The organism is Gluconobacter cadivus, from assembly GCF_015244745.1.
GTDB lineage: Bacteria > Pseudomonadota > Alphaproteobacteria > Acetobacterales > Acetobacteraceae > Gluconobacter > Gluconobacter cadivus.
Genome location: NZ_JABCQI010000001.1, coordinates 124,660 through 145,768 on the forward strand (window position 1 = coordinate 124,660; position 21,109 = coordinate 145,768).

General features: G+C 61.5%; 20 protein-coding genes. 10 read left to right on the forward strand and 10 right to left on the reverse strand.

Annotation, left to right across the window (positions count from 1 at the left end; translation table 11 throughout):
* Positions 1-17: 17 nt before the first annotated feature.
* Positions 18-1,100 (reverse strand): chorismate synthase, encoded by a 1,083-nt coding sequence (gene aroC / locus HKD28_RS00550; protein WP_194266459.1) that lies wholly within the window; start codon positions 1,098-1,100, stop codon positions 18-20.
* Position 1,101: 1 nt separating this feature from the next.
* Entirely contained in the window at positions 1,102-1,953 is an 852-nt protein-coding gene (gene fabI / locus HKD28_RS00555; protein ID WP_099285158.1) for an enoyl-ACP reductase FabI, read from the reverse strand.
* 371 nt (positions 1,954-2,324) lie between these two features.
* Here fabI and pdxH point away from each other — a divergent pair, with 371 nt between their 5' ends.
* The 7 genes from pdxH (at position 2,325) to HKD28_RS00590 (ending at position 9,005) form a co-directional block, all read left to right on the forward strand.
* On the forward strand, positions 2,325-2,927 hold the full coding sequence (gene pdxH / locus HKD28_RS00560; protein ID WP_194266460.1) for a pyridoxamine 5'-phosphate oxidase: 603 nt from the start codon (positions 2,325-2,327) through the stop codon (positions 2,925-2,927).
* 47 nt (positions 2,928-2,974) lie between these two features.
* A complete protein-coding gene (locus tag HKD28_RS00565) occupies positions 2,975-3,859 on the forward strand; it encodes a universal stress protein (protein WP_194261445.1) in 885 nt (294 codons plus the stop codon).
* Positions 3,860-3,906: 47 nt separating this feature from the next.
* Entirely contained in the window at positions 3,907-4,635 is a 729-nt protein-coding gene (locus HKD28_RS00570; protein WP_194266461.1) for a polysaccharide lyase family 7 protein, read from the forward strand.
* A 64-nt stretch (positions 4,636-4,699) separates the two neighbouring features.
* Positions 4,700-6,565: a glycosyltransferase N-terminal domain-containing protein gene (locus HKD28_RS00575; RefSeq protein WP_194266462.1), complete on the forward strand. Its 1,866-nt coding sequence runs from the start codon at positions 4,700-4,702 to the stop codon at positions 6,563-6,565.
* A complete protein-coding gene (lpxK, locus tag HKD28_RS00580; RefSeq protein WP_194266463.1) occupies positions 6,562-7,545 on the forward strand; it encodes a tetraacyldisaccharide 4'-kinase in 984 nt (327 codons plus the stop codon). Before HKD28_RS00575 ends, lpxK begins: the two co-directional genes overlap by 4 nt.
* Positions 7,542-8,456, forward strand: coding sequence for a lysophospholipid acyltransferase family protein (locus HKD28_RS00585; protein ID WP_194266464.1), 915 nt, complete (start codon positions 7,542-7,544; stop codon positions 8,454-8,456). The genes lpxK and HKD28_RS00585 overlap by 4 nt, the downstream gene beginning before the upstream one ends.
* A gap of 165 nt (positions 8,457-8,621) precedes the next feature.
* A complete protein-coding gene (locus tag HKD28_RS00590; protein ID WP_194266465.1) occupies positions 8,622-9,005 on the forward strand; it encodes a hypothetical protein in 384 nt (127 codons plus the stop codon).
* A gap of 85 nt (positions 9,006-9,090) precedes the next feature.
* On the opposite strand, the gene HKD28_RS00595 is transcribed toward HKD28_RS00590, so the two are convergent.
* Complete coding sequence (locus tag HKD28_RS00595) at positions 9,091-10,386, reverse strand: penicillin-binding protein activator (protein WP_194266466.1); 1,296 nt, start codon at positions 10,384-10,386, stop codon at positions 9,091-9,093.
* 149 nt (positions 10,387-10,535) lie between these two features.
* Here HKD28_RS00595 and rsmI point away from each other — a divergent pair, with 149 nt between their 5' ends.
* Entirely contained in the window at positions 10,536-11,369 is an 834-nt protein-coding gene (gene rsmI / locus HKD28_RS00600) for a 16S rRNA (cytidine(1402)-2'-O)-methyltransferase (protein ID WP_194266776.1), read from the forward strand.
* 4 nt (positions 11,370-11,373) lie between these two features.
* Here the strand turns inward: rsmI and HKD28_RS00605 are convergent, their stop codons facing one another.
* The 4 genes from HKD28_RS00605 to HKD28_RS00620 all read right to left on the reverse strand — a co-directional run bounded on the left by HKD28_RS00605 (position 11,374) and on the right by HKD28_RS00620 (position 15,184).
* The gene (locus tag HKD28_RS00605; protein ID WP_194266467.1) at positions 11,374-12,000 is read right to left on the reverse strand and encodes a LolA family protein; all 627 of its coding nucleotides are present in this window, start codon (positions 11,998-12,000) and stop codon (positions 11,374-11,376) included.
* Positions 12,001-12,003: 3 nt separating this feature from the next.
* Positions 12,004-12,960 carry an iron exporter MbfA gene (gene mbfA / locus HKD28_RS00610; RefSeq protein WP_194266468.1) on the reverse strand — a complete coding sequence of 319 codons (957 nt, stop codon included), beginning with the start codon at positions 12,958-12,960 and terminating at the stop codon, positions 12,004-12,006.
* A 27-nt stretch (positions 12,961-12,987) separates the two neighbouring features.
* Positions 12,988-14,364, reverse strand: a complete 1,377-nt coding sequence (locus HKD28_RS00615; protein ID WP_194266469.1) for a glutamate--cysteine ligase — start codon at positions 14,362-14,364, stop codon at positions 12,988-12,990.
* 73 nt (positions 14,365-14,437) lie between these two features.
* Positions 14,438-15,184: a 16S rRNA (uracil(1498)-N(3))-methyltransferase gene (locus tag HKD28_RS00620; RefSeq protein WP_194261454.1), complete on the reverse strand. Its 747-nt coding sequence runs from the start codon at positions 15,182-15,184 to the stop codon at positions 14,438-14,440.
* Positions 15,185-15,220: 36 nt separating this feature from the next.
* Here HKD28_RS00620 and ubiA point away from each other — a divergent pair, with 36 nt between their 5' ends.
* A complete protein-coding gene (gene ubiA / locus HKD28_RS00625) occupies positions 15,221-16,138 on the forward strand; it encodes a 4-hydroxybenzoate octaprenyltransferase (protein WP_194266470.1) in 918 nt (305 codons plus the stop codon).
* Complete coding sequence (locus tag HKD28_RS00630) at positions 16,135-16,803, forward strand: class I SAM-dependent methyltransferase (protein ID WP_194266471.1); 669 nt, start codon at positions 16,135-16,137, stop codon at positions 16,801-16,803. Before ubiA ends, HKD28_RS00630 begins: the two co-directional genes overlap by 4 nt.
* On the opposite strand, the gene HKD28_RS00635 is transcribed toward HKD28_RS00630, so the two are convergent.
* The 3 genes from HKD28_RS00635 to der all read right to left on the reverse strand — a co-directional run bounded on the left by HKD28_RS00635 (position 16,772) and on the right by der (position 21,105).
* The gene (locus tag HKD28_RS00635; RefSeq protein WP_194266472.1) at positions 16,772-18,163 is read right to left on the reverse strand and encodes an MFS transporter; all 1,392 of its coding nucleotides are present in this window, start codon (positions 18,161-18,163) and stop codon (positions 16,772-16,774) included. The two genes, HKD28_RS00630 and HKD28_RS00635, sit on opposite strands and share 32 nt — an antisense overlap.
* 4 nt (positions 18,164-18,167) lie before the next feature.
* A complete protein-coding gene (locus HKD28_RS00640) occupies positions 18,168-19,580 on the reverse strand; it encodes a sugar porter family MFS transporter (protein ID WP_194266777.1) in 1,413 nt (470 codons plus the stop codon).
* A gap of 133 nt (positions 19,581-19,713) precedes the next feature.
* A complete protein-coding gene (gene der / locus HKD28_RS00645) occupies positions 19,714-21,105 on the reverse strand; it encodes a ribosome biogenesis GTPase Der (protein ID WP_194266473.1) in 1,392 nt (463 codons plus the stop codon).
* Between the last annotated feature and the right edge of the window lie 4 nt (positions 21,106-21,109).

The window sequence follows — 21,109 nt, forward strand, 5'->3', positions numbered from 1 at the left end:
CGTGTGCTGGCTGGGGTCTAACGGCCCCAGCCACATTGCGCATGATCGCGCAGCAGATGATCGGCCAGTACACAGGCCATCATCGCTTCCGCCACAGGAACGGCGCGGATTCCGATACAGGGATCATGCCGCCCCTTGGTCATCACTTCGACAGACTCGCCATCACGTGTGATGCTGGGAACGGGCGTGAGGATCGAACTGGTCGGTTTAATCGCAAAACGCGCCACGATGGGCTGCCCTGTGGAAATGCCGCCCAGAATGCCACCTGCATGGTTGGATGCGAACTGCGGCCCCGGCGAAATCGGATCGGCGTTCTGCTCGCCGCGAAGGGCGGCCACGGCAAAACCATCCCCGATCTCGACACCCTTCACACCATTAATCCCCATCATGGCACCCGCAAGATCGGCATCCAGCTTGCCATAAACCGGCGCACCGAGTCCGGCGGGCAGACCTTCCGCCACGACTTCGACAGTCGCCCCAATCGACGAACCCTCTTTGCGAACGGAGTCGAGCAGAGCCTCCCACGAGCCCACGGAACCCGCATCGGGACACCAGAGCGGATTGCGCTCCACCTCGTCCCAGTCCCAGCGGGACGGATCGATGGTCTGACCACCAATGCCGGTCAGAGCAGCGCGGATTTTCACGCCCTCGCCCACGAGTGTCTTCAGCAGTACGCGCGCCACGGCACCCGCCGCAACCCGCATGGCCGTCTCGCGCGCCGAGGAGCGGCCGCCCCCGCGATAATCGCGGATACCGTATTTCATGTCATAGGCAATGTCGGCATGACCGGGACGATAGCGGGTTGCGATATCGCCGTAATCCTTGGAGCGCTGATCGGTATTTTCGATCATTAGCGAAATGGGGGTGCCGGTCGTCTGGCCTTCGAACACGCCCGACAGGATACGGACCTGATCCGCCTCCCGGCGCTGCGTAGTAAAACGGGACTGCCCCGGCCGACGACGGTCGAGCCAGGGCTGGATGTCCTCTTCGGACAGCTTCAGGCGGGGCGGGCAGCCATCAATGACGCAGCCAATGGCTGGTCCGTGACTCTCACCCCAGGTGGTGACGCGAAAGAGCTTCCCGAAGCTGTTGTCCGACATGTCAGGTCCCGGAACCAACCGCTGCGATATCCGGAGCGTCCGGGTTCTTCATGCCGACCGTGTGGTAGCCGCAATCCACATGATGGATTTCGCCCGTCACGCCGCTGGACAGGTCAGAGAGCAGATACATGCCCGAACCGCCGACATCCTTGAGCGTCACGTTGCGCTCCATCGGAGCGTTGAGCTGGTTCCAGCGCAGGATGTAGCGGAAATCGCTGATCCCGTTGGCGGCCAGCGTCATGATCGGACCGGCGGAGATGCCGTTGACGCGGATATCGTCGCGGCCCAGATCGGCGGCCATGTAGCGCACGGAGGCTTCCAGAGCCGCCTTGGCTACGCCCATCACATTATAGTGCGGCATGACGCGCTCGGCACCGAGATAGGTCATGCTCAGGAACGATCCGCCCGGATTCATCATCGCGGACGCACGACGTGCAACGGCGACGAAGGAATAACAGGAGATGTCCATGGCCTGCAGGAAGGCATCGCGCGGCGTGTCGATATAACGGCCACGGAGATACTGCTTGTCCGCAAAAGCAATGGCGTGGAGCACGAAGTCGATCTTGCCCCAGACCTTCTCGATCTCGTCGAACGTGGTGTTGATGGCGTCGTCATCGCTGACATCACAGGAGATGACGAGTTCGGACCCGACACTCTCGGCCAGCGGACGGACACGCTTGCCCAGCGCCTCGCCCTGATAGGTGAAAGCAAGTTCCGCACCCTGTGCCGCGCAGGCACTGGCAATGGCCCAGGCAATCGAGTTCTTGTTGGCGACACCCATGATCACACCGCGCTTGCCCTTCATGAGGGTTCCGGTCACGGGTGCCGGGATATTGTCTTCCGTTTCAGACATGGTGATTTCCTGAATCGCGTTGGCGTATTGAGGGTCGTGGTTGCACAAGCGCCCGTTACAGACAAGACTTTGCGACGATTGCCCGGTTTTTTGCCTTTTGACAGGACATTAAGGCATCACTCCGGCGGACAGAAACTTCCTGACCGTTTTCGGGAACATGGCATCCTTTCAGTCACTCAGATGTCGCCTTCGGATATTGAAGCCATGGGTTTTCCAGACAACAGGAATGCGCCTGACGCAACCCTGCTGCGTTACCATCCGCAAACGCTACTCCAATAAGCCGCGTGATAGCTGCAAGGCGTCAGTCGCGTTATGATCACAGATCAAGCGGTCCTGCACCGCTCCGTCATGCCGATCCCAAGGAGCCCACGATGTCCGACCTCCCCCTGATTGATCTGAAGGCCGATCCCTTCGCCCTGTTCGCAGCCTGGATGTCGGATGCGGAGGCCGCCGAGCCAAACGATCCCAACGCCATGGCCGTCGCCACCTCTACACCTGACGGGCATCCGTCCGTGCGGATGCTGCTGCTCAAGGGCGTGGATGAGCGGGGTTTTGTTTTCTACACCAATCTGGACAGCCGCAAGGGCGGCGAACTGCGCGCCAATCCGCACGCCGCCCTGCTGTTTCACTGGAAATCCGTCCGCCGTCAGGTTCGGATCGAGGGGCCAGTCGAAGCCGTTACCGCAGCCGAAGCGGATGCTTATTTCGCCAGCCGCTCCCGTATGTCGCGCCTCGGGGCCATCGCTTCCGACCAGTCGCGTCCACTTGATGAACGCAGCACATTCGAGGAGCGCCTGAAGGCTGCGGACGAAAAATATGGAGACGGCCCGATCCCCCGTCCCGCCAACTGGTCTGGTTTTCGTGTTCTGCCCGAGGCTATCGAATTCTGGCAGGACCGTCCCTATCGCCTGCATGATCGTGCTGTGTGGACGCGTGATGGAAACCAATGGAACGTCACACGACTTTATCCGTAAATACATCATAACGACGTCACAAAATTACGGCCGGGGAGCCTTCACCCATGCTTATCGACATCAAGAACATCCTTCTCCCCCTGAACGGCACTTATGAGCTGGACGCCGTCATGTCGGTCGCGCTGGACTTCGCGCGCCGTTTCGACGCTCATCTGTCCGCAGTCGTGGTCGGATCGGACCCGTCCGAAGTCGCAACACTGGCCGGTGAAGGCATCTCGGCCGGGATGGTCAATGAAATGATCGACACCGCCATCACCGAGGCACAGCACCGGGCCATCAAGATCCGCAGGGCTTTCGACGCTTTCGTCCATGAACATGGCATCCGTCGTATCGAGCCCTCGAAAATCGGCTCTTCGGCCGGAGAAGGCGTCAGCGCAAGCCTCGACGTCCTCAACGGAACCGAGCACGACTCCCTGACATGGCGCTCCCGTCTGGCCGATATGACGCTGGTCCCGAATCTTGCCAAGGACGGCGACCCGCGTGCTTCCGAGACGTTGCATGCCATCCTGTTCGACAGCGGACGCCCTCTGCTGATCGCACCGCCGTCTCCGCCCAAATCGGTCGGCAGACGGATTGCCATTGCCTGGAACGGAACGCCCGAAGCCTCGCTGGCCCTGCGCTGCATCCTGCCCTGGGCCCACAAGGCCGAAGCGGTGCAGGTTCTGACCTGCCAGGATTATCAGCGCCGCGGTCCGGGGGCAGACGAGGTCGTGACCTATCTGCGGATGCACGGCATTTCCGCCACATCCCGCGAGTTTGAGGCCGTCAACAGGGACATCGGTATGGGCCTGCTGAACGCTGCCACGGAGTTCAATGCCGACATGCTCGGTATGGGGGCTTATTCCCATTCACGCCTGCGTCAGATGATTCTGGGCGGCGTCACCCGTCATATTCTGGAGCACGCCCAGATCACGGTTCTCATGAGCCGCTGAACACGCCTGTTACCGCTTTCTGCCTGCTGACCTGAAGGAACCGTCCCATGTCCCTGCCCCGCCTCCTCTGCGCCACCTGCCTAACCCTCACGCTGGCAAGCACCGCACTGGCTCCCGCATCGGCCATGGACGCGCATGCCCCACCTCAGGCTGTTGGCTTTACCCTTCAGGAACCGCAGGCACGCCTCAAACTGCGCCTCGTTCCCGGCACTACGCTCGCTGCGGGCTATCGCAGCCCGTTCTATGAGCAGAATGCTGCGACCGGCGCTATTACCCTGCGGACGGATGCGCTCCAGCCGTCCATCCGCGGCCAAACGGCTCCCGCGACCGTGCTGCGCGAAGGGACCGCATGGTATTCCCAGCAGACTCCTGCGGACATGACCGCCACATTGCACATCGACACATGGCCCAGCAATCAGCGCGTCATCATCGGCCAGATCCAGAGCGCGCGGGGACCGGTCGTACAACTGATCGCTGACGGCAAACGTTCGCAGGTTATTGCCATCATTCATAATGGTACCGAAACGCGCCGCGTCGTTGCCGGGACCATCTATCCCGACCGCAGCATTAGCTACGGTCTTTCTTCCCGACCCGACGGAGCGCTGCTCGTCGTTGTGAATGGCACCCGCAATATATTCGCCATGCCCGCCGCCGCAACGGCTCCTGCCATGTGGTTCGAGGCTGTTGCCGGGCAGACCGGCTGGCACATGCCCTGTCACAGCGATGCAGCGCGCGTAACGTTCACATCCCTTGAGATGAATCATCCGGCAGCCTGATGGCTCTGCCTGTCGAAATGCCCGGTCTTTGCCCCCTGTAACGTCGCGTGCTACCCGACGCGACATGACCCTGTCTCCACGCCTGCTCCGCCTGTGGCTGGGACTCTGCCTACGCTCCACGCGCTGGCAGGTCAGCGGCTCCCCCCGTGCGGTCGAAACACTGCTCACGCCCCAAAAGGGGGCTGTGGTTGCTTTCTGGCACCGCTCCCTGACGCTCAGTCCCGCACTCTGGTTCTGGGCCCGTTCGCAGGAGCCACGGCTGCAATTACGGGTACTGATTTCCCGCAATCCGGATGGCATGCTGATTGCCGATGTTGTCCGGCCATGGGGCATTATCGGTATCCATGGCTCCTCCAGTAAGAACGGCAGGAACAAAGGCGGCGCTGCAGTTTTACGGACCGCCCTGAAAGAACTGCAGGGCGGTGCGATCGTAGGCATCACTCCCGACGGCCCACGCGGACCAGCCGAACACGTCCAGCCCGGCGCCGTGGCCTTATCGCGCCTTGCCGGATGCGCCGTGGTGCCGGTCGGCATGGCCTGCACGAGTCTGCGTCTGCCCTCGTGGGACGGTCTCGCCTTCCCGCTCCCTTTCGGACGCGGCGCGCTCATTCTGGGCGAACCCCTTTTCCAACCAGGCGCCCCTGACCTCCAGAACGCACTGAATACGCTTTCAGGGCGAGCAGAGAGCATTCAGCGGCATCACCAATCTGGCGTGAGCGAGCATCTGTGGCGTCTGACCGGAACCCTGCTGGCCCCGGCCCTGACTGTCATGCTCCGCATCCGGTTGCAGAAGGGTCGTGAACTCCCCGATCGTCTGCGTGAACGCATGGGGCTGGGCGACACCCGCCGCCCCACAGGCCGGATTCTCTGGCTCCACGCCGCCAGTGTTGGCGAAACCCTCTGCGCTCTGCCTCTGGCCGAGGCCCTGCTCGACGCCCGACCGGAGCTGACACTTCTTTTTACGACAGCAACCGTCACAGGGAGCGAAATCGTCGCGCGCCACCCGCTTTTCGGAAAGCGCATCATCCATCGCTTTATTCCGCATGACGTGCCCCGCTGGCTGAGGCGCTTCCTCAACCGCTGGCAACCCGAAGGCGCAGTGTTCGTCGAAAGCGAGCTCTGGCCGGGCATCATCGCGGCTTGTTCGGACCGGGATATTCCCGTCATGCTCGTCAACGGACGCCTGTCGGACCGCTCTTCCCAACGTTGGGGCCGTCTGCGTGGCCCTGCACGGCGCATGATGGGACGTCTCTCTTGGGTAGCAGCCCGCGGCCCTGAAGATGCAGCGCGATTTCGCGCACTTGGAGCCGCTCCGGTCTACGAAGACGGCGATCTCAAACAGGATGCCCCGCCCCTTCCTTATGACGAAGCGGAATATAACCGTTTGAAGGCCTTGTTTGGGGAACGTCCGATATTCGTTGCCGCATCCACCCATCCGGGTGAGGAGGACCTCGTCCTTCAAGCCGCCGAAAGCGCCCGCACCTTTCAACCCGATCTTCTAACCATCCTTGTCCCGCGCCATCCCGCCCGTGGGGCGGAACTGGCAGAGCGTTTCAGCCTTCCCCGCCGTTCCTCAGGACAGGACCCAACGCCACAAACCCCAGTCTGGCTGGCCGACACACTCGGCGAGCTAGGCCTGTTCTACAGACTGGCGGACCGCTGTTTTCTGGGCAATTCCCTAACCGGAAAAGGCGGCGGCCATAATCCGTTCGAACCGCTGCGTCTGGGAACTCCAACGGCAACCGGCCCGAAAATGGAGAACTGGCGGGAGGCAATGGCCACCATTTCTGATACCATCCAGATCGTGAACGATGTGGAGTGTCTCACACGATGGCTCAAATCCCCTCTCCCGCCCGTCAGGACCACGGGATTGCAGCGCTCGGTCGTGAGCGTCCTGCGAGACCGTATCCTCAGAACGGTTGAACGATGAGAGGTCGCCCACCCCGTTTCTGGCTGCATCCGAGGCGCAGTCTCACCGCCCGCCTTCTCAGGCCGTTCTCTCTCGTCGCCACGACCCTTACCCGCCGCCGCCTCAGGCGGCCCACATTTCATGCTCCCATTCCGGTTCTGTGCTGCGGTAACATCACTACAGGCGGAACAGGCAAAACTCCTCTCGCCCTCGACCTCGTGCAGCGCCTCAAAGACCGCGGCCACCATCCTCATATCCTCAGCCGGGGCCACGGCGGACGTGAGCGCGGCCCCATTGACGTCAATCCCGGACGCAGCACCGCCCGCGACGTAGGCGACGAACCGCTCCTCCTCGCACAGTCCGCGCCGACATGGATTGGCGCCAACCGGGCTGAAACCGCGCGCCTCGCCATTGGTCAGGGGGCAGACTGCCTCGTCATGGATGACGGCTTCCAGAACCCAACGCTGCACAAGACCGTCTCCATTCTGGTGGTGGACGGCATAACGGGTTTCGGCAACGGATGCGTCCTCCCCGCAGGCCCGCTCCGAGAACCCATCCCGGACGCGCTCTCCCGCGCACAGGCCGTCGTCGTCATCGGAGACGACAGACACAACCTGCTCCCGACATTTCCGCGTCATCTCCTGACCGCACAGGCTAGACTGGTTCCCGGCCCTGAAATCCGAACCCTTCAGGGACGGCGGATCGTGGCGTTCGCAGGAATCGGGCGCCCCGAAAAATTTTTCGACATGCTACGGGACGCCGGTGTCACACCTATCCGCGCACTCCCGTTCCCCGATCATCATGTCTACACGCCCCGCGATATTCAGCGCCTCGAAACCCTAAGCCGGGAATCGGGTACCACACTGGTCACGACCGCGAAGGATGCCGTGAAACTGCCCTTTCCATTCCGCACACAAGTGAAGGTTATCAGCGTCGAATTACTCTGGGCCGATCCGAAAGCGCCCGAACGCCTTCTTGATCTGCTGTTCAGCACTCCATGACATCTTTTCTTTACCGCGCGGAAACCTTGCTGATCCGTGGACTTGTGGCCGTGATCCGCGCCCTTCCCGCGGCCACAGCCTCGAATCTTGGAGGGGGTGTGGCCCGCACGATCGGCCCAGCACTGCCAGTCTCGAAAATAGCGGACCGGAACCTGCAACTCGCCATGCCCGAACTCGACGCCCTCGCCCGACGACGTATCGTGCGCGACTGTTGGGACAATCTGGGCCGGACGGTCGGCGAGTTCCCTCATATCGGCCACCTGAAACACAACACCCCCTCCGGCGCGGGATGGAGCGTCGAAGGCGCGGAACATCTTGAAGCCGCAAAGGCTTCAGGGCGACCCGTCATTTTCTTTTCCGGCCATATCGGGAACTGGGAACTCATGCCGCCGGTCGTTGCGCGTTACGGTATGCCGTTCGCCTCCTTCTACCGGGCCGCCAGCAACCCCGGCGTCGACGCTCTGATCCACAGCCTTCGTCAGGAGGCCATGGGACAGGATGTGCCAATGTTCCCCAAAGGGGCCAAAGGCGCACGCTCAGCCTTGAAACACCTGTCTAAAGGCGGTCATCTGGGCGTTCTGGGCGATCAGAAAATGAACGACGGAATCGAAGCCCGCCTTTTCGGACGCTCCGCCATGACAGCGTCCGCCGCCGCAGTCTTCGCCCTCAGACATGATTCCCTGATCGTCACCGGCCATGTGCGCCGTGACGGACCTGCCAGACTCGTGCTTGTGGTTGATCCGCCCTTTTCGCCTGAAAAAACGGATGATCGCGCAAAAGATGTCCTCGCCCTAACGCAGCTTTTCAACGACCGTCTTGAATCCTGGATCCGTGAAATCCCGGGCTCCTGGCTCTGGTTGCATCGTCGCTGGGACAAATCCCTGTACCGGAATATGGCAACACCCTGTTGAGCTATGCGTTTACAGCATGGCAGATTTGCCACAGTAGGGATGGTTTGTGTCGCAAAACCTTCTTCAGACGTTATTAAAGATTGTGAAACGTGCCCTCTAAACCCTAGCCTGAATTCATCACCACAGCCCGGGTGCCCTGCCCGGCTTTTTGATGAGGACTTCCTGATGGCGCAGGTGGCTCACCTTCACGACCTTTCTCACAGCCGCAGCACGAGCAATATCGTGCCTCTGCGACAGGGCCTGCTGCCGCGTCATCGCGAATATCTGCTGCGCTGGCTTGAAGCGGGACAGCGTATGGGCGTTTTCGACGCAGAAATCGCAGACGCCTCCCACGACATCATCAATGTGGACGGAAGCGCACCTGTCGATCATGTTCTGGTCTGGGTCCGTGAAAATCCCGATCCCGCTTACATGCTGCGGCCACAGGGTATGCGCTGGGTGCTGATCGACCAGATCCGAAACCATGAACTGGGCAGCTATGCCAGCTTCGAGCTCGCCCTGCATGTCATCCGCCCGGTTCTGCCGCTCGCCGAGACCTGCGCCGCCTGAACCTGCACCAGGGCTTTCTCGATCAGACATAAAAAAAGCGCGCCGTTCAAAGAACGGACGCGCTTTTTTTTGAAAAAATACAGTCTTAGCTTGGGCGAATCGCCACATCCCGGGAAGCCGGAACCACGATGCGCGCACCACCACCACGCTGGATCTGATAAATCGCCAGCGCCCGCGTTACATGTCCGTCCGGCCGCAGGCGGAATAGGCCATCCACACCCATATAACCATCCGGGCGCGTCAAAGCTTCGACCGTCACACCGCCCTGCCGGATCAGACTGCCAGCCAGAGCCGCCGCGTCATACGCAAAATCGCTGACGGGCGACGGTGCCTGTTTGTAGAGGGCTCGATACTGCGCGACATAGCCTAACCGGTCATGCGCGTCGGGGGCTGCATACCAGGCGCCATGCAGCGCGCCGAGCTTGCCATCAAAGGCCTTCCACAGCGCGGGCCCCATGATCTGCACCTGCGACGAATCGATATGATCGGCCTGAAGCGCGGTGATGACTCGTCCAAGCTCCAGCCCGGTATCAGCCAGCACCAGAGCATCGAATGGCGGCGGCGGGATCGGCGCGGGTTGCGCCGCAGGCGTGGGGGCGGGAGACGGAGTCCCCCCTGGAGCAGCAGCGTCCGGAGTGGCCTCACCTGTCGGGTCAATTGCGGATGGGCCAGACGGCGTCTCCATAACCACTGGCGCAGCGGGCTGACGTGTTTCGATGGCGGACAGCGTTTTCAGCCCGTCGTCGATGTTCTGGGCATCCATCGTATGGAAGACGATCTGCGGATCCTTCAACCCGGCATCCCGGCAGGCCCGGGCCAACCCGTCTCCCATGGCGTGTCCGAAAGCATTGTCCGGCAGGAAAGCCGCGAAAGTCTTGCGACCCGTCGCCCGCGCGGCATCGACCATCCGGCGCACCTGCTGCTCCGGCGTCAGTCCCATCACCCACACACCCGGACGGGCCTGCGTGGAGTCGCTGGTGAAGGCAAGCTCTGGCTTGCCTGCATTGATCGCAAGCGGTGCAGCGGCGGCAGTTTCGGTAGCGGTCAGAGGGCCCAGCAGAATGGCGTCACCCCGCGCAAGCGCATCGCGCACGGCCTGTTCCGTCCCGCCCGGCCCATTGGTGTCATGAACGTCAAGTGCAGGCGACCCCTTGGCGGAAAGGGCCAGTTTCGCTGCATCGCGCATCCGCGTGCCGTAAGACGCATTGCGTCCCGTCAGCGGCAGAATCAGCCCGACATCATGGGCGCCCGGCCCTTCGGAAACACCCGGAATACCGCCCACACCTGGCACGGAAGACGACCCGCCACCCGAGCAGGCGGCAAGGGTCAGGAAGGTTCCCGCGGCAAGGCCGGTGCTTACACCCTTGCGCAGACGGCTCAAGGGGCGACAATACGCCCCTGAGTTTGTCACCGAGGATGCAGATGTCCGAAAAGTCATGTTCCGCTGAAACTCCCTTGAGCGATGCGGCTGAAACGTTACCGGCCGCCCCCCTGCCAGCGCAGGGCCAGGCCGAAGGTGGATGTCTGATATTGGTTGCAACGCCAATCGGCAACCTGGCCGATATCAGCGAACGCGCAATCGAGGCCCTGAACACCGTGGATGCGATCCTCTGCGAGGACACGCGCGTCACGGCAAAGCTCCTTCTTTCGCGCAATATTGCCACACCGACCCGAACACTACACGACCATAACGAACAGGACCGCACTCCGTTCCTGATCGAAAAACTGCAAGAAGGTGCCCGCTATGCCGTCGTTTCCGACGCGGGCACACCTCTGGTCTCTGATCCCGGCTATCGACTAGTCCGCGCCGCCATTGCAGCCGGAATACATGTCACGGCTATTCCCGGCCCGAACGCCGTCATCACCGCCCTGACGCTTTCGGGCCTGCCACCCCTGCCCTTTATGTTTCTGGGCTTTCCGGCCCCACGCAGCGAAGCTCGCAAGAGCGGATTCTCTGCCCTGCGCGCCGCAGAACAGGCGGGTCTGCACGCAACCCTGATCTGGTACGAAGCGCCGCACCGGCTGGTCGAGAGCCTCGAAGACCTGATCGACGTGTTCGGTCCCGAGCGCGAAGCGGCAGTCGGACGCGAACTCACCAAACGGTTCGAGGAAATGGTGCGCGGCACGCTCACCGAGGTTCTCGAACATTTCCGCGTCACGGCACCACGCGGCGAAATTACGCTCCTGATCGGCCCGTCCGCCGAAGACGACAGTGGCGCGGCCGATCTGGACACGCATCTGCGCGAGGCTCTTGCCACCCATTCCGTCAAGGACGCGGCGGCTCTGGTGGCGGGCATCGTCAAGCTGCCCAAACGCACGGTCTATGCCCGCGCGCTGGAGCTTTCACGCGAACTGAAGCACTGAAAGTTCAGTCCGCTTTCGGCAGCACGAACAGCGATTGCGACACATCTCCGCCGAGATGCACATCGGACAGCGCAATCGTGGTCGTGCGTCCCTGCGCGTCCACAACGCTCCAGCCTTCCAGTGCCAGAGGCGCATCGGAAAACACGAGCGTCAGACTGCCCTCACCTGCACTCTGCGTCCGGACAAGCTGAATCCTGATCTGCCCGTCCCGATGCTCGAATCCTGTTACAGTCACATCGCCTGAAAGCTTGAACTCGGGCCGTAGCAGCAGCCCAAGCGGCGTGCGGTCGAGCGGAAGGGTTGTGACCTGATCGACGCTGCGGTCCTGAAACACCACACGTCCGTCATTGGCGACCAGCAGCAGCGGGCTCGGTTTGTCATAATCGAAGCGCATCCGACCCGGTCGGTCGAGCGTGGCCGTCCCGGCTGTCACGCTGCCATCCGCAGCCGTCTGGCGAAAATGCGCCTGAAGCGTCGTCACCTTTCCGAGCGTGTCTTCAATGCGGGACACCCATCCCTGATCCGTGGGACGAAGCTGCACGGGGGCCGTCTGTGCAAAAGCACTGCAAGGCAGGGAGACAGGAAACAGCGCCGCCAGAGCAGCCGCGCGGAAAAAGGAACGGTTCATCATGTCTCAGGAACTGCCAATCAGCACGCCGGTTGCAAAAACAAGAGCCCCGCCAAGGAAAACCTGCACCATGGCCGAGCCGAACGGTGTGTCCTGATAGCGCCAGCGCACCCAGGAAATGAGCAGAAGCTCAATCGCCACCGCAACGAGCGCCACGCCGAAAGCCAGACGGAAATCCGGCACCAAAAACGGCAGCGTATGGCCGATGCCACCGCCGAACGTCATGGCTCCACAGATCAGCCCACGCAGAAGCGGCGCTCCTCGCCCGGAGAGCTTTCCGTCATCAGCCAGCCCTTCCGCCAGCCCCATGGAAATCCCGGCCCCCAGCGATGCCGCAAGCCCAACCAGAAAAGCAGCATGGGGGCTGTGCGTCGCGAACGCCGCTGCAAACACAGGCGCTAGCGTCGATACGGAGCCGTCCATAAGCCCGACCAGACCCGGCTGGACGATCCGCAGTACGAAGTCGCGGCGGCTATGCTCGTCCTCGCGGTCACGACTGTTATCGTTCAAGTGCTCGTCTTCCAGACGGCGCGCTTCACGCTGGTGACGGTCTTCTTCTGTTGCCAAGTCGCCCAGCAGTTTGCGGATTTCCGCATCCTGCGTCTGTCCAGCGGCCTGACGGTAAAACCGTGCCGCCTGCCGCTCCATTTCGGCAGCCTGCGCCCGGATGGCCTCAATTCCGCGATTCTGCATTTGCCAGGCCGATTTACGGGACGGAAACCCCTGCACGTCCTGCCGACGAACCAGCGGAATATGATTGCCGAAGCGCCGGACGAACAGGTCGATCAGCGCCCGGCGGTGATGGTTTTCCTCTTCCGCCATATCCTGAAAGATGGCGGCGCTGTCGGGATAATCTTCCGCCAGCATCTGGCCGAAATCCGCGTAAATATGACCATCCTCCTCCTCGCTGGCGATGGCCAGCGCAAGGATTTCGCGTTCGGTCAGCTCGGAAAGTTTTGTCACGTAGGCAGCAGGTCCCGTCTCATAAAATCAGATGGCGGCTTCGGTGAAGAGCGGCTTCACGCTCTGCCCCCACGCACCATTATACAGATCCAGCCAATGCTGTGCCTGATTCGGACCACCATCGGCAATGAGATGCAGCGGATCGAGATAGCTGGCCTCGTTGCGCACGCGGGCCCGCAGGCCCTGCTCCGCAAGCTGGACCACACGCTTGGCCAACGGCTTCAGTCCACCCGGGAACGCAGCATCCAACCCAAGACGCGGCACTTCGGCGCGAAGCTGCTGATAGGCGCTCCAAGGCTGTTCGCGCACAAGCTTTTCCGCCGCTTCCAGCGTTGCGGGGTCGTAGAGCAAGCCAACCCACAAAGCCGACTGCGCCACCATCATCTCCAGTTTCCCCGCATCCGCACCGCGCATTTCAAGGAACTGCTTGAGGCGCACGTCCGGGAAAACCGTCGTCAGATGGTCTTCAAAATCGCCAACCGTCGGCGTCAGACCCTTCAGTGGCTCCTGAATGTCTCCAGCAAGCCAGCGACGGAACGAGCAGCCTGCCACGTCGATGTTCTTTCCCTCACGCGAGACGAAATACATCGGCACGTCGAGCGCCCAGTCCACATATTGCTCGAAGCCGAACCCGTCCTCGAAGAACACCGAAGGCTGGCCCGAACGCTGGTTGTCCGTATCGGTCCAGATCCGCGCACGGTTGGACAGAAGCCCGTTGGCCTTGCCCTCGACGAACGGGGAGTTCGCAAACAGCGCGGTGGCCAGCGGCTGAAGGGCGAGAGAGACCCGCATTTTGCGCGCCATGTCGGCTTCGTCGCTGAAATCGAGATTGACCTGAACCGTGCAGGTCCGCGTCATCATGTCGAGACCAAGCGTGCCGACTTTCGGCATGTAGTTGCGCATGATCGCATAGCGGCTCTTGGGCATCCACGGCATCTCATCGCGCGACCAGAGCGGCTGAAAACCGAACGGCAGGAAACCCAGCCCCAGTTCCGCAGCAGGACCGCGGACCTGATCGTAATGCTCCTGCATCTCCGCTTCCGTTTCCTGAAGCGACACCACCGGCGCACCCGAAAGCTCGAACTGCCCGGCCGGTTCAAGCGAAATTGCCCGTCCAGCCTGTGCGTTCTGCCCTTTCAATCCGATCAGGTTTTCGCCGTCCATGATGGGGGCCCAATCCGGGCCCTGAAGCTTTTCCAACAAGGCTCCGATTCCGCGCGGCGCGTAAGGCGGCGGTGAGAGCGGCTCGCGTCCATCAGCATCCTGAGGAAGGATGAAACCGAATTTTTCATGTTCGGTCCCGATCTTCCATTCCGATTTCGGTTTGCAACCCCTTGCGATCGCCTCGACGAGCTGCGCCCGGCTTTCGATCGACGCAGCATTGGACGTTCCGGGATTGGACATGGCGTTTGGCCTCGGTCTGAATTCGTTGTTCGATAATGATTGAACTGTAGCAGGTCCGACGGTTCTGTCACCCTCAGGGCGTACCGCCGGCTCCCGCTGCCAGACGGGCCAGCCCCGCGCACACGGCCGTCTCCGCCCGCAGCACAAGCGGCCCCAAACTCAGCGCATGAACGGCACCATGCCGCCTGAGCATCTCCACTTCGGTTTCCGAAAAACCGCCCTCCGGCCCGATCAGCAGAGCGGCGGCCCGCACGTTCGCGTCTTCGCCGGGGCGACGCTCCAGCGCGGCAAACAGCGGGCGATCCTCCGGCCACTCCGCCAAAACCACACGCAGCGACTCTGGCGGCAGGATCTCTGGAACGTCCAGCCGTTCACACTGCTCTGCCGCTTCCGTCGCAATCACCGCCAGACGCTCCAGATTGAGCCGGTGCGTATTGGTCCGCTCCGTCACGACAGGGCGGAACCGTGTCACGCCAAGCTCCGTGCCCATGCGGATGACAAGTTCCGTCGCATCCCTCTTGAGCGGCGCAAACAGCAACTCCACGCCCTGTGTCGGCATGGGGTCCCGCTCGCGATGTTGGAGCAGGATGCTTCCACGATCCTTCTTCAGAGCCGCAATCTCGGCACTCCACTCCCCGTCACGCTCGTTGAACACCCGCACAAGGCTTCCCACGCCCTGACGCATGACATTGCCCAGATAATGCGCCTGTCCCGGTGGAAGCGGCACAGTCTGGCCTTCCACGAAAGCTGTTTCAGACGCAGGCACATAAAGACGGGGATCGGATCGGCTCATCCTTTTCCGATAGCGCGCCTGAGCCATTGACGGAAGCACGTCCACACAGCATCACATCTTCCCATGAGCCAGACCCGCGCCCATACCGACATTGATCTGAGCGGCCGTATTGCCCGCCTCCCCGAGCCGTGGCGTTCCTATGCGCTGCTCGCCCGTCTCGACCGCCCGGTTGGGACATGGCTTCTGCTCCTGCCTAGCGTGTGGGGCCTGTTCCTTGCCCCCGGTGCCTCTCTCCAGACGCGGTTGATCGACACGGCGCTGTTTGCGTTTGGCTCTCTGGTCATGCGCTCCGCCGGATGTGTCGTGAACGACATCTGGGACCGCGACATCGACGCAAAAGTCGCCCGGACCGCAGGCCGCCCCCTCGCCAGCGGGGTGCTATCCCTGAAACAGGGGCTGCTGCTTCTGGCGATGCTGCTCCTGATGGGGCTCGGCGTTCTGGTCTGCCTGCCACCTGTCTGCTGGGCGCTTGCCCCGCTCGCGCTCCTGCTCGTCGCGCTCTACCCGGCGGCCAAGCGAGTCACATGGTGGCCGCAGCTCGTCATGGGGTTCACTTTCGGATTCGGCGCCCCCATGGGATACGCCGCAGCAGCCGGGACGCTCGATGGTAACGGGCTGCTGCTCTATGGCGCCGTCATCCTGTGGCAGCTCGGATTCGATACGATCTACGGCTTTCAGGACATGGATGACGATGCCCGCATCGGTGTGCGCTCCACCTCGCGCCTGATGGAGAAAAACGCCCGTTCCTTCATCGGCACCTGTTACAGCCTCATGATTCTGGCTCTGGCGCTCGTCGGTATCCATGCGCATCTGCACTGGATTTTCTGGCCGTTCCTCGCCATTGCAACAGCCATGCTGCTCCAGCAGGTCCGGGTGCTGAACCCGTATGATGCTCCGGCGTGTCTGAAGGAATTTCGCCGTAACGTGCCCATCGGGTTCGTGCTGGCCGCAGGCTTCGTCGCGGCAAGAGTATTGGGATGATCACCACCTTAGGCGATCCCGTCAGCTTTATCCGCGACAATACGCTCGTTGAGCAGGCCCCGCTGGTTCCCGAGATTTCCCTGTATCTGGCAACGGAGATCACCCCGATCTGGCAGGCCAGCGAGACCTATCTCGAACAGATTGGGATCGAACCGCCTTTCTGGGCCTTCGCATGGCCTGGAAGCCAGCTCATCGCCCGCTTCATCCTCGACAACCCGGAGCTTGTGCGCGGACGTCGCGTTCTGGATGTGGCCTGCGGATGTGGACTGGCGGCCATTGCCGCGACCCTGTCTGGCGCATCGGCTGTGCAGGCCAACGATATCGACTTCATGGCGCTGGAAGCCACGGTTCTCAATGCGGGGTTGAACCGCACGACCATTACTCCGCTTCCCGGTGATCTGATCGGAACGGTTCCGGACTGTGACCTGCTGGTCATCGGAGACGTCTGCTACAACGAATCCATGGCCTCACGCATTATTCCGTGGCTTCTGGAGTGTTCGAAAACCTGCGAAGTCTGGCTCTGCGATCCGGGTCGGCATTATGCGCCATCAATGCCGCTTGAAGTGCTGGTCCGGCAGTCCGTCTCCGTCACGCAGGAACTGGAAAGCGTGGAGCAACGCGCGACCACACTCTTCAGGCTGCGAGATATTTCCGCCCCAGACTGAGGATTGATCCCGTCAGCGCCACAGTCATGGCCGCCCCGAGGCAAATGAAGGCCGGATGGGGGAAGATCGTAAACAGTGCTGCAACGAGGAGCGCTCCTGTCGTTTGTCCTGCCAGTCGTGCAACAGACAGCATACCGCTCGCCCCACCCTCCCGTCCGGGAGGGGCCGTCACCATGATGGCGCGGTTGTTGGGCGGCTGAAACAGTCCAAAGCCACATCCGGCAAAAAGCGTCCGCCAGGCGATATCCCAGTTACCTGCATCCGTCGGCAGGAACCAGAGCAGGCAGAAACCGCTCGCAGTAATGAACAGTCCGATCGAAGAGAGCACTGAGGCCGGGAAACGGTCGGCCAGACGGCTGACTACAAAAGACATCGTCGCCACACCCACCGCCCATGGCGCGATCAGAAGGCCGATCGTTCCCGCCCCGCGATGAAATGCCGTAGCCAACGTGAAAGGCATCGCCACAATGTAAAGATTGGACGCCACGAACCCCAGAAATCCAACCAGACAGGCCAGCAGAAACGGCCGACGCGCCAGAAGATCGACCGGCACGATCGGTTCAAGTCGCTCACGCTGATAATGCAGCAGCATCGCCCAGCACAGCACACCCGCAGCCGTGACTGCGGCACCGGACACGAAATCGGCGTGCATCAGCCCATCCAACCCGACACCGGTCAGGGCAAACGACGCCACCGTCAGGAGCGAGCCGACCACGTCGGTTGGAATATCGCTGCGTGGAGTCTGGGGAAGCGCCGCATGTGCCAGCGCCAGAGCGGCCAGAGCCAGTGGCAGATTAATCCAGAAAATCCAGGGCCACGTCGCAACAGACAGGATCAGAGACCCCAGAGTGGGTCCGAGCGCCACGCCGATACCGACGAACAATCCGTTCAGCGCAATCCCGCGCCCCAGTTCATTATGCGGATAGATGAAACGGACGAGCGCAATGTTCACGCTCATGATGCAGGCCCCGCCCACGCCCTGTAAGGCGCGCGCCAGCGTCAATTCCAGCAGATTTTGCGAAAGCGCGCAGGCCACGGACGCGATCAGGAAAAGGAAAATCCCGAACTGGCTCAGCCGTCCGAACCCCACGCGGGCACCCAGAGAGGCCAGCGGCAGAAGACAGGACAGATTCGCAAGCTGATAGGCATTCACGACCCAGATGGCCCGCGACGATGACGCATGAAGATCCACCGCGATCAGCGGCAGGGCCACATTGGCAATCGCATAATCCAGAACCGACAGAAGAAGCGCCAGAAGAACAGCCGACATCGCCTTGATCCGCTGCGCCCCGTAAAGCCCCGCATGGCGTTTGGAGTCGTATTCTTCGTGTTGTTGCTCGTCTTCCGTCGTGGTCGTCATGGTATCAGCGCCCCAGATCACGCAGGCGCATGCCTGCAAAAAGGTTGGCCTCCAGCTTTTCGAGCGAGACGCCTTTCGTTTCGGGAACGAACAATACGGTCACAACGATGAAAAGACCATTGAAGAGGGCAAACATCAGGAACGTCACGGACGCCCCCATCATGGCCATGCCGAGCGGAAACACGTTGGAGATGGCCCAGTTTGCGGCCCAGTTCGTCACGGTCGAGCAGCCAATCCCGAAATCGCGTCCCCGCGTTGGTTGCACTTCCGAGCACAGCGTCCAGACCAGCGGCCCTTCACCAATGGCAAACCCGGCCACGAACAGAAGCACAAACCCGCAGAGCAGAAGCTGGGATTCAAAACTGTTCGCCCCGACGGCCAGCAGTGTTCCAACACCCGCCAGAGAAAAAGCTGCAATCGCGCAACTGAGGATCAGCAGCGGCCGCCTGCCCCAGCGATCGACACAGGCGATCGCAACCCCCGTCAGCGCCATATTCGTCAGCCCGACGAGGGTCGTCGCCCAGATGGCGGCGTTCGTTCCGAAATGCGCAGCCTGAAACACGCGCGGCGCGTAATACAGGAGCGCGTTGATGCCCGAGAGCTGCTGCATGATCTGAAGCAACATGCCGAGAAAGACCGTCCGTCGGAAATTGGGGTTGCTTTTGAAAAGCCCAATCCCCGCGCCGCTGCTTTTCTGGAGCCGCGACTGAATATCGACCAGTTCCGCTTCCGCCACTTCCTCATCGGATCGCAGGCTCTGCAAAACCCGGCGTGCGTGCTCCGTTTCCCCCCGCATCATCAGCCAGCGAGGGCTGTGCGGCAGGATCAGAACAATCACAAGAAAGAAACTGGCCGGGACCGCCATAATACCCAGCATCCAACGCCAGTGCCCTCCCGAAGCCAGCAGGCTGTCCGAGACGAAAGCCAGAAAAATCCCGAGAGAGACCATGAGTTGGTAAAACGAAATCATGGCTCCGCGAACGGATTCAACCGTGATTTCGGAAATATAAAGCGGCGCTGCAAATGCCGCGACACCGACCGCAAGCCCCAGAAAAATCCGGCCTACGATCATGATCGCAGCGCCCGGAGCAAGAGCGCAAAGCAGTGTGCCGATCAGAAACAGGATTGCGGCCCCGAGCATCGCGCCCGTTCGCCCGAACCGAACCGAAATCCGACCAGCAAATAGCGACCCAACCGCAGCCCCTGCCATCATAGAGGATACGATCCAGCCTTGCAGAACGTCGCCCGCATGAAAATCGGTTGCAATGAAAGGAAGGGCGCCCGCGACAACGCCGGTATCAAGACCGAACATCAGTCCCGCTAACGCTGCCAGAATACCAAGGGTTGTCGCCCGTGCGGTGCTGCGGGTCTGTCCTGTCGACAGACCTTCGCTGGAAGACGCAGCAATCCCAACCATACCCTTAGTCACCCCAAACATATCCCCTCATACCGGCGAGGGGAACAGAACCGAATGTTCCGAAATCGGAAACAGACGGTCCTGTATTTAATGATCAATCAGGGGTGTGGTCTATATCGAAACCAACAGAAAATCACTTTTCCGCGTAAGGATTTTTCGTTCCGCGCAATTGTACGCGCACCGGAACGCCCGGCATGTGGAACGTTTCACGCAGGCCATTGACCAGATAACGCTTGTAGGAATCGGGAAGCTGTTCCGCACGCGTGCCAAACAGAAGGAATGTCGGAGGACGTGCCTTCACCTGCGTCATATAACGCAGTTTGAGGCGACGACCGTCCACCAGAGGCGGCTGATGGCGCTCAAGCGCATCTTCGAACCAGCGGTTCAGTTCACCCGTCGAGATGCGCGAGTTCCAGATCTCGTAAACCTCCCGCACGGCTGGAAGAAGACGGTGCACGCCCGCTCCCGTGAGTGCGGAGAACGTCACAACCGGAATACCCCTGACCTGCGCCAGAGAAATTTCCAGACGGTCCAGAATCGCCTTTTTCGTCGCGTTCCGGTCCTCGACCGCATCCCACTTGTTAAGCGCAATGACACAGGCGCGGCCTTCGCGCTCGATCAGACGACCAATCTGGAGATCCTGCTCATGCACGCCGAGCGTCGCGTCGATCACCAGCACGACCACTTCCGCCATTTTCAGGGCTTCGATGGAAGCCGAAACGGACATACGCTCCAGATGCTCCTCGACGCGGGCACGCTTGCGCATTCCGGCCGTATCGACGAGTCGGATCTCGCCCTGATCGTCATGAAGCGTGACTGCAATGGAATCGCGCGTCAGCCCGGCTTCAGGACCGGTAATCATCCGCTCTTCGCCAAGCAGACAATTCAGAAGCGTGGATTTTCCAGCATTGGGCCGTCCGATAATCGCCAGACGCAGCGGACCCGCCGGACGTTCGTCCTCCTCGCTCCCCTCTTCGCCTTCGCTCTTGGGAGCTTCCCGACGACGCTGTTTTTCAGCCGGAGGCAGACGCTCGGCAATCTCGCCCATCAGATCGGCAATGCCTTCGCCGTGTTCGGCTGACAGTGCCAGCGGAGTGCCAAGACCCAAGGAATAGGCTTCAAGCGCCGCATTCGTCCCGGCCTGCCCTTCTGCCTTGTTGGCGATCAGCAGGACAGGACGGTTCTGACGCCGCAGCCAGCTTGCAAAATGGGCATCCGCAGGCGTGATACCAGAGCGTGCATCAATGCAGAACAGCACCAGATCCGCCATCGCAACAGCAGATTCCGACGAAGCGCGCATCCGGCCGTACAGCGTATCGGGTGCTGCTTCTTCTAACCCGGCCGTATCGATCAGTCGCACACGGCGGCCACGCAGAAGGGCTTCGCCCTCCTTGCGGTCGCGCGTAACGCCCGGCATGTCGGAAACGATCGCCTGACGGCGGCCGACAAGCCGGTTGAACAGAGTGGATTTCCCGACATTCGGGCGCCCGGCAATAACAACAACGGGCAGGTTCTCAGAGGTCATTCGT